This window comes from Thalassospira lucentensis (genome assembly GCF_001613805.1).
Classification (GTDB): domain Bacteria; phylum Pseudomonadota; class Alphaproteobacteria; order Rhodospirillales; family Thalassospiraceae; genus Thalassospira; species Thalassospira lucentensis_A.
In genome coordinates this window covers 245,649-263,266 of record NZ_LPVY01000013.1, presented here as the reverse complement: position 1 = coordinate 263,266, position 17,618 = coordinate 245,649, and the positions used below count along the sequence as shown (strand labels likewise).

11 protein-coding genes are annotated in these 17,618 nt (G+C 55.1%); 1 reads left to right on the top strand and 10 read right to left on the bottom strand.

The features are described 5' to 3' along the window. Nucleotide 1 precedes the first annotated feature (1 nt). From AUP42_RS13395 to AUP42_RS13360, 8 genes are all read right to left on the bottom strand, one after another. A complete protein-coding gene (locus AUP42_RS13395) occupies nucleotides 2-1,528 on the bottom strand; it encodes a DNA-3-methyladenine glycosylase 2 family protein (RefSeq protein ID WP_062952102.1) in 1,527 nt (508 codons plus the stop codon). Between the two features lie 82 nt (nucleotides 1,529-1,610). Next, a complete protein-coding gene (locus tag AUP42_RS13390) occupies nucleotides 1,611-2,213 on the bottom strand; it encodes a nucleoside deaminase (RefSeq protein WP_062952101.1) in 603 nt (200 codons plus the stop codon). A 155-nt stretch (nucleotides 2,214-2,368) separates the two neighbouring features. Further along, the gene (locus tag AUP42_RS13385) at nucleotides 2,369-2,620 is read right to left on the bottom strand and encodes a hypothetical protein (protein WP_062952100.1); all 252 of its coding nucleotides are present in this window, start codon (nucleotides 2,618-2,620) and stop codon (nucleotides 2,369-2,371) included. A gap of 216 nt (nucleotides 2,621-2,836) precedes the next feature. After that, on the bottom strand, nucleotides 2,837-4,177 hold the full coding sequence (locus AUP42_RS13380) for a hypothetical protein (protein WP_156484616.1): 1,341 nt from the start codon (nucleotides 4,175-4,177) through the stop codon (nucleotides 2,837-2,839). Nucleotides 4,178-4,316: 139 nt separating this feature from the next. Continuing rightward, a protein-coding gene (gene prfB, locus AUP42_RS13375; RefSeq protein ID WP_114110669.1) for a peptide chain release factor 2 occupies nucleotides 4,317-5,445 on the bottom strand; the annotation gives its coding sequence in 2 pieces (ribosomal slippage) (nucleotides 4,317-5,375 and nucleotides 5,377-5,445; 1,128 coding nt in all). 171 nt (nucleotides 5,446-5,616) lie between these two features. After that, nucleotides 5,617-7,188, bottom strand: a complete 1,572-nt coding sequence (locus AUP42_RS13370) for an alkaline phosphatase D family protein (protein WP_062952097.1) — start codon at nucleotides 7,186-7,188, stop codon at nucleotides 5,617-5,619. A gap of 213 nt (nucleotides 7,189-7,401) precedes the next feature. Then, nucleotides 7,402-9,831, bottom strand: a complete 2,430-nt coding sequence (locus AUP42_RS13365) for a penicillin-binding protein 1A (protein ID WP_062952193.1) — start codon at nucleotides 9,829-9,831, stop codon at nucleotides 7,402-7,404. A 265-nt stretch (nucleotides 9,832-10,096) separates the two neighbouring features. Beyond that, nucleotides 10,097-11,380, bottom strand: a complete 1,284-nt coding sequence (locus AUP42_RS13360) for an N-acetylmuramoyl-L-alanine amidase (protein ID WP_062952096.1) — start codon at nucleotides 11,378-11,380, stop codon at nucleotides 10,097-10,099. A gap of 645 nt (nucleotides 11,381-12,025) precedes the next feature. On the opposite strand from AUP42_RS13360, the gene AUP42_RS13350 reads away from it, so the two are divergent. Continuing rightward, nucleotides 12,026-15,004, top strand: a complete 2,979-nt coding sequence (locus tag AUP42_RS13350; RefSeq protein ID WP_062952094.1) for an Rne/Rng family ribonuclease — start codon at nucleotides 12,026-12,028, stop codon at nucleotides 15,002-15,004. Between the two features lie 85 nt (nucleotides 15,005-15,089). Here AUP42_RS13350 and AUP42_RS13345 read toward each other — a convergent pair whose 3' ends face one another. Together AUP42_RS13345 and AUP42_RS13340 are read right to left on the bottom strand one after the other, a co-directional pair. Then, the gene (locus AUP42_RS13345) at nucleotides 15,090-16,241 is read right to left on the bottom strand and encodes a pyridoxal phosphate-dependent aminotransferase (RefSeq protein ID WP_062952093.1); all 1,152 of its coding nucleotides are present in this window, start codon (nucleotides 16,239-16,241) and stop codon (nucleotides 15,090-15,092) included. 75 nt (nucleotides 16,242-16,316) lie between these two features. After that, a complete protein-coding gene (locus AUP42_RS13340; RefSeq protein ID WP_231858286.1) occupies nucleotides 16,317-17,606 on the bottom strand; it encodes a gamma-glutamyltransferase in 1,290 nt (429 codons plus the stop codon). Nucleotides 17,607-17,618: the final 12 nt, after the last annotated feature.

The following is a 17,618-nucleotide window of genomic DNA, read 5'->3' as shown; positions in this document are numbered from 1 at the left end:
ATCATTTCCCTTTCTTTGTTTTCGGCTGGGGTTTGGGCGCATGTTCCTGTTCAAGTGCCGACCATAGATATTGCGCGGCATAAGCCCGCCACGGGCGCCAGCGTTCTGCATGCTGTTCCAGTGGCTTGGGCTTTGCCGGCCCCCCACCGATTTCAGATGCCTTCAGGATGCCAAGGTCCGCCGCCGGGAACGCATCCGGGTCGCCAAGCCCGCGCAGGCCGAAATAATTCAACGTCCACGGGCCAATCCCCTTGGTCGCGGCCATTTCGGCCAATATGACATCGCCCGATTTGCGGTCACTGTCGGGATCGGCAAACAGATCGATGATATCGGCAAGTGTCTGGGTGCGTCGGGTCGTAAGCCCGATCGAGATCAGATCCTGTTGTTGCAGGGCGTCGGGTTTCGGGAACAGATGGGTGATACCCGTTCCGGCAATCAGGTTTTCAGGCAGAGCTTCGCCAAAGCGTGCCACCAGTCGCCCGGCCAAGGTACGGGCAGCGGCAACCGACACCTGTTGGCCCAATACCGCCCGGATCGCCAGTTCAAACCGGTCCCAGCATCCCGGCACACGCAGGCCGGGGCGTTTATCGACCAAGGGACGCAGCAATTCATCATCAGCAAACAGGGCCGTGATCGAGGGCACATCGGCATCCAGATCAAACAACCGCCTAACCCGGCCCCCGATTTCAAGCACGGCATCGCGCGCCGGACCGCGCAGGATGACTTCCACACCGCCCTGATCGACGGCAAACCGGCATATCATCAGACCGACGGCATCATGGATGCGAAAACCGCGCGCATAGGTGCGATCCCCCACCGCCTCCAGCCCGGGAATGGCGCGTGCCCGGAAGAATGTCAGAAGGTAGTTGGCATCAAAGGGTTGCCGCGCACGCAGGCGCAGGATGAGATCGTCGCTTTTGGGGGCAAAGGGATCATTATCGTTTTTATCTGATACCGGTTCTGGCTTTATGCCGCGCCGGAACGCGGTCGGGGCGTGGCCGTAGGCCGTTTTCATCGCATCGTTAAACCGGCGCAAGCTGCCGAACCCGGCAATATCGGCGATTTCCGTCATCGACAGGTTGCTGTCGACAATAAGCTGGCGCGCGCGCAGCAGTCGGCGTGCCTTGGCATGGTCCTGCGGGGTGACGCCGGTATGTTCCTTGAAAATACGGCGCAGATGCCGATCCCCGATGCCAAGCCGCCCGGCAAGCTGTTCGACCGATCCGGTTTCAAGTGCGCCTTCCTCGATCAGCCTTACCGCACGGGCAACGGTGGCGTGAACCCCGGCACTGGCCGGGGATCCGGGGGCGGCTTCGGGGCGGCAGCGCAGGCATGGGCGGAACCCGTGGGCAATTGCCGCCTCCGCACTGGGATAAAATTGCACATTCACGCGCTTTGGCGTGACGGCGGGGCATATCGGACGGCAGAAAATCCCGGTGGTCAGAACGGCGGTGTAAAACCGGCCGTCAAACCGGCGATCCCGGGCCTTTAATGCGTGATAGCAGATATCATCATTGAGCTGTTCCATGCCCGGCAGTCTAGCAGATCACGCAGATAAAACTCGCCAGATTCGGACTCAAACGTGAAAGTACCAGATCGCGCCCGCAATCCTAGTTCAGCGGAATATCGTTTGCGCCCTTGCCGTCCTGATACTGATCGGAAAGCGCGTCATATTGCGCGGCAATCGATTTTGCCTTTTCAAGCCATGGCGCGCGGTCGGCTTCGGGCAGGTCGGCAATCATGGCCATCATGGAATGGCTTTGCCAGAATGCGTTGGATTTGTTGTATTCCCCGGCATCAAGGGTGAAGACCTCTTTGAGGATTTTAAGGTCATGGGGGATTTCAAACGCATCGCGGGAATCCTCATGGCTGAAGAAATAATAGAAATTATCAAACCCCGCCCAGGTGATCGCCGACAGGCACATCGAACAGGGTTCATGTGTTGACAGAAAAATCAGATCCGACGTTGCGGGGCGCGCATCAGAAGGCATTTCGTAAAACCGTTTCAGGCAATGGACTTCGCCATGCCAAAGCGGGTTTTCCGTTTCGTTGTTGGTTTCGGCCAGCACCAGCGAATGATCTGATTTGCGCAACAGGGCCGCCCCGAAAATCTTGTTTCCAGCCGCGACGCCCACACGGGTTTTGGGCAGGATGTCGTTTTCAAGTGTGGCAAACAGGCTGGCAAGAAGGGCGTTTCTGTCTTCGCGTGGCATATAGGCGGTCCCCGATGAAATGTTTGATGCGTTTTGATGGCGTCCATTTCATCGTCATTGAACCGCCCTGCCAACAGAATTTATTGCAGGTTTTGTGAGCGGACGGGAAAAACACTATGTACGGCATCTTGATAACGGCGGAAACGAAGGGTTTCCTAGCCGCGCAGGATACCGTCATTGTAATCTTCGTAACGCTGATCGGCGGGCACCGGGCGATAAAACTCCGGGTCCAGCAGCGTCGTTACCGCGATAAGCGTCGGCGATTTTCGATCCCGAACCTTGGTGATCAGGGCATGATCGACCGGTCTCATTTCACGGATTTTGATAACTTCGAAAACAGGGCCATTCGGGGTGGCAAGTTTGAACTGGTCGCCAACAGCGACCTGGCCATGGGACTGACGCGGCATTTTTGGACTTCACCTGACTGATAGACGTTTGCTCAAGATGCAAAACCCGTCGAGGCCCTATTTTTCAACGACTTGGCCCTTTCGTTTTTCAACGGATTTTGCGTATGGGCAATATACTGCCAGACATATCAGGCGAGACTATGACAGAAACACGTTTTTTACGCGCTCACCGTCAAAAACCATATCATCCTAATCAACAGATAACTTATACGACAGTCACTTATTTAGGCATAAAACCAAAAACTGACTCAAATTATCAAACATCGAATTCAAATGTAAGTCAGATGGGAAGAAATTTTCGCTATGAACGTAAGCATTTAATGTATTAACAGAAACAATGCTTTCTGATTTTTCGAATTTTTTTATATTTTGGGCCTCCTTTTTACTTAAATCACCATTTTCAAACATGTGATCAACAACTTTGACAAACCTACTAGACAGCTTATCTTTGTCATAAACAACCACACCACACTTTTGTATGTAGTTATTTATCGCATTCTCTATTAAAACGCGAAATAGCACAGAAATTGCATTATTGTGCTTATCGAAATATAGATGATACTGCAATTCCTGCCATATATCGTAGCATCTAGCAGTATGCGGTTGCTGGATTATTCCGTAATCAATGTCCGTCCTAATTAGTGTTCGGCGAATGTGAGGCTTCGGTGCGCCTCCCACCTGATAATTAGTGCTCTCCCGGTTTTCTCCAGAATTTTCGGTTTCTTTTTTGGGCTTACTTTTCAGTGGCTTTTCTTGCTCTAGAGAATCCTTAGCTGAAGGCAATATTCCATCATTTTCAAGAATATCTAAGTATTTTCTTTTTCCTTTATTATCCCATATCCCTTCCAAAACCACATTCTTCTCAATTAGATCGCTGCAAATTCGCAATAAAGCACCCATAACCTTTTCTTCATTATGAGTAATTTTTAGCTTATTCTTTTCAACAGAAATGCCAACGCGACTTCTCAGAGCGTCCGAAGATAAAAGTCGGTTTAGGTTTGACCTAGGGACCTTTACATCGTCGGCAAGCAAATTCGCTTCACGTAATTTGGTTTCAATCTCTTCAGCAACATTTACCTTGGTATGCTTACCTGTTCGTTTAACAAAATTTGATTTCGCTTCGGGATCCCAAGGGCTTTGACCAACCCCACCTTGACCACCTGTATGACGACGATAGAGAATTTCGTCTATTCGTTCTCTATCTTCTTCAACTTGACATGAAATCTGATTTGGAAAACTACCGTTCCATCTCGATCTCTCAACAGAAAAGAACTCACGCCAACTCTCATTTGGCGCGGACTGAGGATCAGATAAAAACTTTAAACATGTAGTGCGACGATTACCGTCATAAACGATGTATTTTCCGTTTTCTTTGAGGACTAAAGGCGCTTCATAAATCTCACCTGAGGAAACTATATCTTTTGTCAATTTACGCATGTGAGCAGCTCGATGCTCTAGAAGCCAAGACATCCCCAACTCAGGTGAAGACAGTTCACCATGTCGATCATTCGCATTATTAACTACTAATTCGGAAAGCTTAATCTCTTGAACTTTCAAAATACCCACCCTCAATATGCGAAATACACGCCCCTATACTAAACCTTAGATATTAAACACTACATGAGACAAGTATAAAATAAAAAACCCCGTCGAAAAGACGGGGCTTTTATTTTTTGGAACCAGGCAAGAGTATCTATCAATCGATGTCTTCGACCTCACCGGCGGAACCGGTGACCTTGGCGGCCAGGGCGGCGGCCATGAAGTCATCAAGATCGCCGTTCAGAACGCCCTGGGTATCGGATGTTTCAACACCGGTGCGCAGGTCCTTGATCATCTGATAGGGCTGCAACACGTAGGAGCGGATCTGATGGCCCCAGCCAATATCGGATTTGGTATCCTCAAGCGCCTGGGCCTCGGCTTCGCGTTTCTGAAGTTCGGCTTCGTACAGGCGGGCTTTAAGCATCTTCATCGCGGTATCGCGGTTTTTGTGCTGTGAACGGTCGTTCTGGCACTGCGCGACGATACCGGTCGGAATATGCGTGATACGCACGGCCGAGTCCGTTCTGTTGACGTGCTGACCACCGGCACCCGATGCACGGTAGGTATCAATCCGAAGGTCCTTGTCGAGCACTTCGATATTGATATCGTCATCAATCACCGGATAGACCCAGCAGGACGAGAAGCTGGTATGGCGGCGCGCGGCACTGTCATAGGGCGAAATACGCACCAGACGATGCACGCCGACCTCGTTTTTAAGCCAGCCATAGGCATTGTGACCGGTGACTTTATAGGTCACCGATTTGATGCCGGCTTCCTCGCCATCGCTTTCTTCGAGCATTTCAAGCTTGTAGCCCTTGGACTCAGCCCAGCGCACATACATGCGGGCCAGCATGCTGGCCCAATCCTGTGCCTCGGTTCCGCCGGCACCGGCATGGATTTCGAGATAGGCGTCATTGGCATCGGCCTCGCCCGAAAGCAGGCTTTCAAGTTCACGCTTGGCCGCGATTTCGCGAATATTGCGCAGGCCCTGCTCGGCCTCGGCAACGGTTTCGTCATCGCCTTCGGCTTCGCCAAGTTCGATCAGACCGATATTGTCTTCGAGTTCCTGGGCAAGCGCCTTGTAGCCATTGATGGCATCATCAAGCCGGGTGCGTTCCTGCATGACTTTCTGCGCGTTTTCCGGCTTGTCCCACAAGGTGGGATCTTCGGCCAGCGCGTTCAGTTCGTCGAGGCGTCTAAGAGCGTTATCCCAGTCAAAGATGCCTCCTCAGCAGTGCCATCGACTGCTTGATTTCATCGACCAATGCCTGTGCTTCGGCGCGCATTGATGTCTCCGTTATTCATATGAAATTCTGTAAGGCCGCGAAGAATCGCAGCAACTTCGGCGGCGCTTATAGCAGTTTTTGCCCCGATTGAAACCCCCGCGGGGATATACTACAGGCATGGAAAAACCCGGCACATCAAATGCGCCGGGTTTAAAGGTGGTATCGCGCGGCCTAGCTGTAAACCGGATCGAGCGTCACGGTATAAAGTTCTTCGTCGGCCACATCGCGAAGCGACACGCGGAACTGTTCGTTTTCAGCATCGATATCCACAAGACCAAAGAACTGCAAACCAAAGGATGGCGGCAGGTTTATGCCCTGTTCCTTGGTCGGGTGTTTGGTAAACATCACCTGCGGGCCAAAGGTATTGTCCATGGCATTTGGCCCGAATGTTCCAGCATGCAGCGGACCTGAAACAAATTCCCAGAACGGTTCGAAATCCTGGAACTGGGCCTTGTTCGGGTCATAGTAATGGGCCGCGGTGTAATGCACATCGGCCGTCAGCCAGACGGTATTGAGAATACGGGCCGATTTGATGAAACGCAGCAATTCGACAATGTCAAATTCGCGTCCGGCCGGGGCACCATCCCCATTGGCAAGGTTTTCGAAATTGTCGCCATCGCCAACCACCATGCCAATCGGCATATCGGATGCGATGACCTTCCATGTGGCGTTGGAATTCAGAAGGCTGCGTTTAAGCCATTCGATCTGTTCCCGGCCAAGGAAGACGGTCTTGTCATTTGGTTCCGGACTGTTATTGGCATCGTTCGCACCACGATAGGTGCGCATATCAAGGAAAAAGATATCAAGTGACGGGCCGTAGGACACCTTGCGATAAACCCGGCCCGGTTCGGTCGCATGTTCGGTGATCGGCAGCATTTCACGAAACGCCCGGTTGGCACGTGCGGCCAGAAGGGATACCGATTTCTCGGTGTAACGGTCATCCCCGGTCAGCATTTCACCCGGATACCAGTTATTGGTCACTTCGTGGTCGTCCCACTGGTAATAAACCGGGATCAGGCGGTTGAATTCGCGAACGTTTTTATCAAGCATGTTGTATTTATAATTGCCGCGAAACTCGGCAATGGTTTCGGCGACCTTGCCGGTATCCTCGGTCGTGATGTTTTTCCAGATATCGCCATCGGGCATTTTTGCCTCTGCGGCGAACGGGCCATCGGCATAGATGGTATCGCCGGAATGGATGAAGAAGTCCGGGTTATGCTTGGTGATCGTGGCATAGGTTTTCATGCCGCCGCGATCCTCGTCAATGCCCCAGCCCTGCCCGGCGGTATCACCTGACCAGCCAAAACGGATATTGCGCTTTGCCGCCGGTGCCGTACGGAAATGACCGATCACCGGTTCCGACGATGCCCGGCCATCATCGAGATTTTCGAAATGGATTTTGTAAAACACGTCCTGCCCGGCAGGCAGATCATTCAGGGCAAGCTTGCCAGCGAAATCACGTTGCGGCAGGACATCGACATGCGGAATTTTGACCGAACGTGCGAAATTTTCCGTTGTGGCAATCTCCGTGATCATGCGCGACGCACGATCCGCACGCCCCCAGATGCAGGCGGAATTGGCGGTGACATCGCCACTTTGGACGCCATGGGTGATCAGCGGACGATCAGCCGCGCGTGAAATTGACGGCATGAAAAAGCCACCCATGGCAGATGCCGCACCGGCCGTAGCCGTTACAGTGGCGGTCGCGGTCAGGAATTTTCGGCGGGAAACACGAAAAGACATTGAAAGAACCCCTTCAAAATTTGAAGTAACACCTTGAAGAGTATGGCAAATTCAAATGACAGGACGGTTGCGGCCCGTTGATGGTTTTATCAACATTTGATGACAAAGGCGCGCGCAATACGACACCCGCGTCCCTGCCCGCTTTTCAAATGAAAAAGGCCGGATGCAATTTGCACCCGGCCCGTAACTATCGGCGCAAGATCGCACCAAAGATCAGTAGATACCACCCGGGCTTGAAACCCCGCCGGTATTGCCTTCGGCACCGACACCGCTATAGCCGGCATCGCCACCATCAATAACATTGTCGTTCGACGACGGAATGGTACCGGCTTTGAAGGCTTCCCAGATCACGTTCTGATCACCCGGACGGGCCGGAAGGCCGGAACGGGCCTCGACACGAACCATGCGGATGCCGGGCGGCGTTCTGAACGGTACGGCCTTGGTACCTTTAAGCGCATCGCCCATGAACTGCTTGAAGATCGGGGCAGCAGCACTGGCACCCTGTTCCTGATCGCCAAGCGAGCGGTTATCGTCAAAGCCGACATACACCCCAACCGCAAGGTCGGGCGAGAAGCCAACAAACCATGCATCGCGACTGTCGTTCGTGGTGCCGGTTTTCCCGGCCAGCGGATAGCCGAGTTCACGAATGCGACGCCCGGTACCGCGTTCAACCACGCCTTCAAGCATCGATACCATCTGGAACGCACTTGCCGGATCGGCAAGCTGTTCGCGATTGTCCGGAAGTTCCGGTGGCATCTGATTGCGGAATTCAACATCCTGACATTCCGCACACTGGCGTTCGTCACGACGGTAAATCACTTCGCCGCGGCGGTTCTGAATACGGTCGATCAGGGTCGGAGTGATTTTCTTGCCACCATTGACCAGTTCGGCATAGGCCGCCGTCAGGCGCATCGCCGTGGTTTCAGCAGCCCCCAGCGACATCGACAGAACCTGTGGCAGGTCATCGACGATCCCGAAACGTTCGGCATAATCGGCAACCTTGTCCATACCGATTGTCTGCGCCAGACGCACCGTCATCAGGTTACGCGAAAGTTCGATGCCCAGACGCATGGTCGAAGGACCATAGAACTTGCCGCTATAGTTGCCCGGCTTCCATTTGCCAAGTCCCGGCCCCTGATCGATCACGAACGGCGCATCAAGCACCATGGTCGAGGGGGTAAAGCCCTGATCAAGGGCCGCCAGATACACAAACGGCTTGAAGGCAGAGCCCGGCTGACGGCGGGCCTGTGTCGCGCGGTTGAATTTCGACATATCATGCGAAAAACCACCCGACATCGCCAGAACACGCCCGGTATGCGGGTCCATGGCGACAAGGGCACCATTGACCTCGGGAATCTGGCGCAGGCCATAGGTGTTTGGCGGCAGTTCCTCACCATCGAGTTCGGTGAAATGCTTTACATAGATCACGTCACCGGCTGACAGCACATCGGACGGGCTGTTGACGGCCGGACCAAGTGTCTGGCCTTCTTTCCATGCGCGCGCCCATGTCAGGAAACGCAGCGGAATGCGCCCCTGCTTGCCCGACAGAAGGCCCAGCGTGACTTCATCGCTGCCAACGCGCATGACAACGGCCTTGTCCCACGGCACATCGTTTGGCGTTTCGACTTCGCGCAATTTCTGCTGCCAGTCATCGGCCAAATCAATATTGGTGATCGGGCCGCGCCAGCCATGACGACGATCATATTCGACCAGCCCTTCGACCAGCGCCTGATCGGCAATGGTCTGCAAGCGCGGATCGACCGTCGCACGCACCGAAAGCCCCCCGTCATACAGCATGTTTTCGCCGTAACGGTCGACAAGCTGACGGCGGACTTCCTCGGCGAAATAATCGGCGCGATATGTATCGACCGACTGGCGTTCCTTGGCGATCAGCGGGCTTGCCCATGCGGTCTGGGCTTCGGTTTCGGTGATGAATTTTTCTTCAAGCATCCGGCCGATCACCCAGTTGCGGCGCGCCTTGGCCTCGTCATGGTTGCGGACCGGATGATAGTTCGACGGTGCCTTTGGCAGGGCGGCAAGATAAGCCGCTTCCTCGATATTGATTTCATCAAGAGATTTATCGAAATAACGCAGGGCCGCGGCGGCAACGCCATAGCTGCCATTGCCGAGATAAATCTCGTTCAGATAAAGTTCGAGGATGTGTTCCTTGGTAAAGGCACGTTCGATACGGAATGAAAGGATCGCTTCCTTGACCTTGCGTTCATAGGAAACTTCGCTGGTCAGAAGGAAGTTTTTGGCGACCTGCTGGGTAATGGTCGACGCCCCGACCGGACGTTTGCCCGAGCCCATATTGGCAACGTTGGTCACGGCCGCACGCAGCACGGATGCGAAATCAATGCCCGGATGGCTGAAAAAGTTTTTATCCTCGGCCGCGACAAACGCATCAACAACAACATGCGGGATCGAGGTGATCGGCACGAAAACACGTTTTTCACGCGCATATTCGGCGATCAACGCCCCGTCACCGGCATGAACGCGCGTCATGACTTCGGGTTCGTAGGTTTCAAGCTGGGTGTAATCGGGCAGGTCCTGACCGAAATGCCAGAAGATCGCCAGAACGCCAATCCCCCCGGCAACCGCCATGAGGAAGAGCACACCGAAAATACTTAGTAAAATACGCATAAACAGGTCTTTATCATTTTGCTGTTTTGGCCTGATCCGGCTGGCGCGCACCAAAGCGCATATTCCGGAGAATTGCAATCAGCCCTATCATAGCGGCAAAAAAGTGACAGCGTTGTGATAGCGCGCACGATTACCGCAAATTTCCTTACAGACCGGAGAATAACTATACTCCCGCCACCCCGTCAAAGCGAGGACTGGCTTTTCCACCTTGCGGAAAATCGCGCAAACCACCCATGCGAATTTTCCGATTCCGGAATTCAGGATTCTAGAATTTGTGCTTCTCGAAATAGATATCAATCGCGCGTAGCACGGCTTCGGCAACCTTGCGCCGATGTGCCGGGCTTTGCAGAAGCTTGGCATCCGTCGGGTTGGACAAATATCCCATTTCAAACAGGGCCGATGGAATATCCGGCGCCTTAAGCACGGCGAAGCCCGCGAAACGATGTGTACGGCGTTGCAGTTCAATGCTTTTGCCGAGTTCGGAAACCATGTTGGCCGCAAGGGTCGCCGACAAGTTCATGGTTTCACGCTGTGCCAGATCGATCAGGATGCTCTGCACCAGCGAATTTTCCTCTGACAGGTCAATACCGGCGATAACATCGGCCTTGTTTTCCTTTGATGCCAGTGCGGCGGCTTCCTTGTCCGATGCGTTTTCAGACAGGGTATAGACCGACGCACCGCGATGCTTGGAATTGCCAATCGAGTCCGCATGCAGGGAAATGAACAGGTCGGCACCGTTTTTACGCGCGATTTCGGTTCGCTGGCGCAATTTCAGAAACACGTCCTTGTCACGGGTCAGAAGCACGCGATATCGACCGGAATCAGTCAGAACCTTTTCAACTTCGCGGGCCGCGGCAAGCGTCAGGTCCTTTTCATAAACCCCGCCCACCCCGATCGCCCCGGGATCAACACCACCATGACCGGCATCAATCGCAATCAGCGGCTTTTCCGAACCGCCACGACCGGATTCCACGGCCACATCGGCACTTTGTTCGGTGGCACTGGTGTCGTTGCGGCTGCGGGCGGAATAGGCTTCCATACTTTCACGCGACGCCGTCATAAAGGCGTCCCGCTTGGCCGGGGACAAATCGACGACAAGACGATGCGGTTTGCCTTCTGACGCCGGTAGCGTGAATATTTTTGACACCAGTGCCGGTTCGGCAACATCGAGAACCACGCGGAAGGTACCCGGTTTAAACAGGCCGTAACGCAACCCGGAAATCAGACCACCGCCGGATGTCACCTTGCCCGGGGGGGCGCTCCATTCGATTTCGGGCATGTCGATGATAACGCGGTACGGATCGGGCAGCAGAAAATAGCTGAATTCGACATCATGGTCGAGATCGATGACAAAACGGGTATAGTCGGGATAAACGCCAAGGCGCGCACCAAGAACCTTGGTTTCCTGCGCGTTTGCGGTGGCAAAAAAGCCAATGCAGACCATCAGCGACAGACATAGTGCGGCGATCATCCGGACGGATTTTTGTCCGACCAAGGACAGCTTTTCTGTCGTCGCATTTGCCTGCGAACCCGTTTTAACTGATACCATCGCCCTGCTGCGTTAATCGTGGTGATGCGGATTACCCGTTTGCGCTTATAGCAACGCGTTGGTTAACGGGCAATTGACCGCCCATGAAACACACGACGCGAACAGCATTCCCGGTTCTGGTATTCCCGACATCAATGTAAACGGTAAAAACATTGCAGGATCATAGATTTGGCAGAAGGCATCCGTGATTGGCGCATTCGGGCGAAAAACTTTGCCATTTTCAATTCAACCGCAATAAAGTCATCGGACAACGTAACAAAACTGTTTGTCGCGCGACTTCAAAAGGGATATGTTGCACCCGAGATTCCTATGTCTTGCGGTGTGAACCTTATTAATCCGCCAGACTGAGGACGCGACGAGGCCAGTTCTCGGGTCGGTGTCTCGGTGACGCGGCAATTCCCGCTCCCGATAGAGCCCTCCCATTCAAGGCTGTCTTGGCGCGCTCGAGATTACGCAACCAATTTTTGTTTCAACACCAAAACCAGGTCCGAACCGGAAGAGCAGCCGAAACGCGATGAACCAGATATATACAGGACATATCGCGACCTTGATGGACGGCGCCTCCGGATACGCCGGTTTGTTTGCATACCAGCGCAACATCGCTTTACGCAGGAAACTGGCGGGACCTTCAGGAACAGGTTCCGAATGGTCAAACGCATGCTTATCGATGCAACGCACGCGGAAGAAAGCCGTGTCGTTGTTATTAATGGAAATCGCCTAGAAGAATACGACGTCGAAACTTCGACCAAGAAGCAGATAAAAGGAAATATCTATCTCGCGAAAGTGACGCGTGTAGAACCGTCCCTGCAGGCGGCCTTCGTCGATTACGGCGGAAACCGCCATGGTTTCCTCGCCTTCAGCGAAATCCATTCCGACTATTACCAGATCCCGGTCGCAGATCGCGAAGCACTTTCGCGTAGCCACAGTGACGTCAAGGATGCCGACATCGTCGAAGACAATATCGGCGACGCATCCGAGGGCAACGATACCCCGAAAAAAGAAAAGAAACCGGCCCGCACCCGTAATCGCCGCAAACCGCGTGCGAAGGCATCGGACGAAACCGCGGTTGAAACCGATGCAGAAGCACCGGCAACCGACGAAAATGCCGATAGTGCGGCAACTGTTGCGGCAGACGCCCCGGCAAGTGACGATGCAGGCGATGAGGATGCAAAACCGCGCCGTCGTCGCACACGCAACCGTCGTAAAAAATCCGATGATGTCGAGGCATCAGGTGATGACAGCGCGGATGCATCGTCGAATGACGGCGATGATACCGACGGATCGGGCGGCGGTAATGCTGCCATGTCGGCCGAAATTGCCGAACTGACCGTCGATATCGAAACCGAACCGGCCGGTGCGGCCGAAGGCGAAGAAGAAATCGACGATCTGGGTGGCGATGACGGGGATGAATTCTCCGACAGTCATCGTCCGCAGATGCAGAAACGCTATAAAATTCAGGAAGTGATCAAGCGCCGCCAGATTCTGCTGGTGCAGGTCGTCAAGGAAGAACGTGGCAACAAGGGTGCCGCCCTTTCGACCTTCCTGTCGCTGGCGGGTCGTTATTGCGTACTGATGCCAAACACTCCGCGTGGTGGCGGCATTTCGCGCAAGATCACCAATGCACAGGACCGCAAACGCCTGAAATCCATTCTGGCCGAGCTGGAAATTCCGGACGGCATGGCCGTTATCGTGCGTACCGCCGGTTCGGAACGCACCAAGGCCGAGATTAAACGCGACTTCGATTATCTGATGCGTTTGTGGGATCGTATCCGCGAAACCACCCTTCAGAGCCAGGCACCGTGCCTGATTTATGAAGAAGCCGATCTGATCAAACGTTCCATCCGTGACCTTTATGCACGCGATGTTGATGAAGTTCTGGTTGAAGGTGACGAAGGTTACCGGATCGCCAAAGACTTCATGAAGATGTTGATGCCGTCACATGCGAAGCGTGTGCAGCCCTACAAGGATCAGGGCGTGCCGCTGTTCCACCGCTTCCAGGTGGAAAGCCAGCTTGACGCGATGCTCAATCCGGTCGTTCAGCTTAAATCGGGTGGTTATATCGTTATCAACCCGACCGAGGCACTGGTCGCGATTGACGTTAACTCGGGCCGTTCGACCCGTGAACGCAACATCGAAGAAACCGCATATAAGACCAACCTTGAAGCCGCCGAAGAACTGGCCCGCCAGTTGCGCCTGCGCGACCTTGCCGGTCTGATCGTCGTCGACTTCATCGATATGGAAGATCACCGCAACCAGGCATCGGTTGAACGCAAGCTTAAGGAAGCGATGCGCAATGACCGTGCCCGCCTGCAGATAGGCCGTATCAGCCCGTTCGGTCTTTTGGAAATGTCGCGTCAGCGCCTGCGTCCGTCGCTTGTTGAAAGCGCGTTCGAGGTTTGCGCCCATTGCCGTGGTGTCGGCCTTGTCCGTTCGATCGAAAGTGCCGCCCTTCACCTTCTGCGCGTGCTTGAAGAAGAAGGCATGCGTCGTCGTTCCGGTGCACTTACCGTGCATGTCGCAAGCGAGGTCGCGCTTTATATCCTGAACCGCAAACGCGATACGCTGGCTGAAATCGAACAGCGTTACGGCTTCACCGTCATGATCTTTGGCGATGACAGCCTGATTTCGCCAGATCACCGCATCGAACGCACACGTGCGAAAAAAGGTGACGAGGAAGAAGCCCTGCCGGTTCTGAACACCGACAGCGTTTCGCTGACGGCGATTGAAAGCCCGGTTGAAGCGGACGAAGACGACGAAGAAGATGATGTCGCCGAAGCCCGTGACACCCGTGATCAGCGCGATGACGATGATCAGGGCAACAAACGCCGCCGTCGCCGCCGTCGTCGTCGTGGCCGCAATGATGACCGTGATGATCGCAATGATCAGAATGACGCCGATGCATCCGATGATGTCGCCGGTGCATCGGATCGTTCCGATCAGGACGATAACGAAGATGATGATGACGACGAAGCACAGCGTAAACGCCGTCGTCGCGGCAAACGTGGTGGTCGCCGTCGTTCGCGCCGTCAGGAATTTGAAAACGCACCGCGTGTCAAATCGCCTGCCGATGATGCACAGGCAACCGCCCTTCGCCGGGATCGTGATCACAGCGCACCGGAAGGCCATGCTGAAGATCAGGTTGTTGATGCCGACAGCGAAGGTCAGGACGCAGACAGCTTTGATCAGGAAGGTGTCCGCGCCGGTCGCCAGCGCAGCACGACCGCCCCGGCACCGGCACGGCCGCGCCGCGAACGCCGTGATCGCAATGACAATCGCCGCAATCGTCGGGATCGCAATGACCGTAACGACCGGGCGGATGTGAAAAACATCCCGATCCAGAGCGGCCCTGCCCCGGAAACAGCGGAAGAAATCGCCAAGGAAGCGGTTTCGGCACCGGCACAAAGCCCGGCGGAAACCGTGGTGGAAAAACCGGCAAGCCCGGCCCCTGCCCCCGCGGCAGCACCGGCAGCGGAAAAATCCGAACCGAAGGCAGAGCCGAAAAAACCGGCACCGAAAGCCGAAAAGCCCGCCGAGCCGGTGGCAAGTGAACCGGTTGCAACTGAGCCGGCAAAAGACGAAAAACCGAAGCCGAAGAAACGCGGCTGGTGGAGCCTTGGTCGTTAAGATCAGGGTCCGACAAAATCAAAAAGGGCTGCCGAATATTCGGCAGCCCTTTTTCTTTGCGACGTGATCAGAAATGCAAAGGCGCTTATCGCTTCCAGTTCTTTAATGCCGCAACCGCACCCAGCATGGTGGCCTCGCTGTGCGCGAACGAGAAGCGGACATAATGTTTGCCGCGCAGGCGATCAAAATCGGTGCCCGGCGTGGTGGCAACACCGGTTTCATCCAGCATGCGACGGCAGAAAGCCTCGCTATCAGATGTCAGATCGCGAACGTCGGCATACAGATAAAACGCCCCATCCGCCGGGGCGAATTTTGTGAAGCCCGCAGCGGGCAGTTCATTTAGCAGAATTTCGCGATTGCGCGCATAGGCCGCGACGTTCGCCTGCAATTCGTCCTCGCAATCAAACGCCGCGACGGCGGCGATCTGCGACAATGCCGGGGCCGAAATAAACAGGTTCTGTTGCAGGCATTCCACCGCACGCATCAGATCAGGCGGCACCACCGCCCAGCCCAGACGCCAGCCCGTCATCGAGAAATATTTCGAGAAGCTGTTGATGATGATCGCCTCATCACCGAATTCAAGGGCGGTGCATTCCCGGACATCGCCAAATGAAATGCCCTGATAAATCTCGTCACTGATCAGGCGAATGCCGTTTTCCCGGCAATAGGTCGCCAGTTCACGGTAGGTTTCGACATCGATCATGCTGCCCGCCGGGTTGGACGGGCTTGCAACGATCAGGCCATCAATCGGATCATCAAGATCGCGCAGCATGGCGACCGTCGGCTGATAATGGCTTTCGGGGCCAGCCGGCAGATTGACGGTTTCAATGCCAAGTGCGGTCAGGATGTTGTGATAGGCCGGATAGCCCGGTGCCGCCATTGCGACACGATCACCGGCATCAAAGGCCGCCAGAAACGCCAGCACGAAGATCGAGGACGAACCACTGGCAACGCAGATGCGTGACGGATCGACCGACGTGTTGAATTTGCGCTGATAATGACCGGCAATGGCTTCGCGCAGGGGATCAATTCCCATCGCATTGGTATAGCCGATCAGATCGTTATCAAGGGCACGTGCCGCGGCCTCCCGGACCTTGCGCGGGGCCGGTGTACCGGGCTGCCCGACTTCAAGGTGAAAGACGGCCTTGCCATCGGTTTCGCGCGCATTGGCGGCACGCATGACATCCATGACGATAAAGGGCGAAATAGCGCCGCGACGCGATTGTTTCAAAGCCATTTGCGGGGTCCTGACTTGCAGCTGAAAAATCGGGGCAGGAAAACCTGCCCCGATGAAATGTCCGTAAAGGGTGGCTTACTGCGTGCCGGCCATGCCGCCGCCCGCAGGGTCGGCGATGAACTGGCAGCTTTCGGGATGTGGCGGGATCCCTTCAAGGCAGCGCACGATATTGACCGCCGGTTTGCCATCCGAATTCATCGGAACATTGGCAGCCGCCCCCTTTTCGATCAGGTCCTCGGCCATGGTCGCAATCTGTTTGGTTGCCCCGGCCGGGGTGCCGGTACCGGCGATGCCATAATAATATTCAAAGACGAACGGGTTCACCATAAGGGCCGGGCCCATCAGCGGGGTCTGGGCATAGCCCGCATCCCCGGCGGCAAGGTTAAGACCGAACGCATCGGCCCCCAGTCCCGCGCCAAACGGCTTGTTCATCGTGGTCATGCAGGCAACTGCATTGGCCGCACGGTCCAGCACGACAAAGCCGCTGCGGCCTGTATTGGACTGAACGTTACTGTCGGCAGCATCGATATCGGCCAGATAGCGGTTCAGGACCGCACCAAGTTCGGTGCTGGCATCAATGACCGCACGTCCGGACTCCGCACGCGGCGGATAGGCCAGATACAGTGTTTCGTTACCCACCTTGACCTCGGTCGCGGATTTCCATTGCGGTTTGTAATCGCGCATGTCTTCGGCGGTCAGTGTCCCACCGGCATTCTGTACGGCTGTTGCGATTTGGGCGCCAAGGGCACCGTTATAAAATTCACCCGGTCCCTTGACCCGAAGAGATGTCAGAAGCGCACCGAGATTGACCGAGCGAATCCGGTCGCCGACCTGCAAGGTATTGCCATCAGGCATGAAAACATCACGCAGAATCGGGCTTGCCTCGATCCGGTCGCGATTGGCTTCGATGTCATCCACCATCGAACGCGATACCGGCACACCCAGGCGCGCATATTGTTCAGCCGCCGACAAAAGCTGCGGCCATTGCAGGCGACCGTAACGCGCACTAAGCGCATAAAGCCCGCGCGGGACGCCCGGAATGGTGGTTGCAGTCTGGCTGTCGGCAGTGCGAGTCCCCGGACGCGGCCAGAAATCAAGCACTTCGACCTTTTTCGACTGGCGATCATGAACAACGCACACCCCGCCGCCGCCGATACCGGCGACCGAGGATTTGGTCACCGTCATGGTCGCGTAAAGCGCAACAGCCGCATCTGCCGCCGTACCGCCCGCCGAAAGAACGTCGCGTGCGATGCGAACCGCGCGGGGTTCGTCGGCGACCACGCCACCAAGGAAACCACTGACGGCCCCTATTTGGCCAAGATTTTCAGTATTATCGCTACTGCAGGCAGCAAGACCGGCAGTCATTGCGATTGCCGT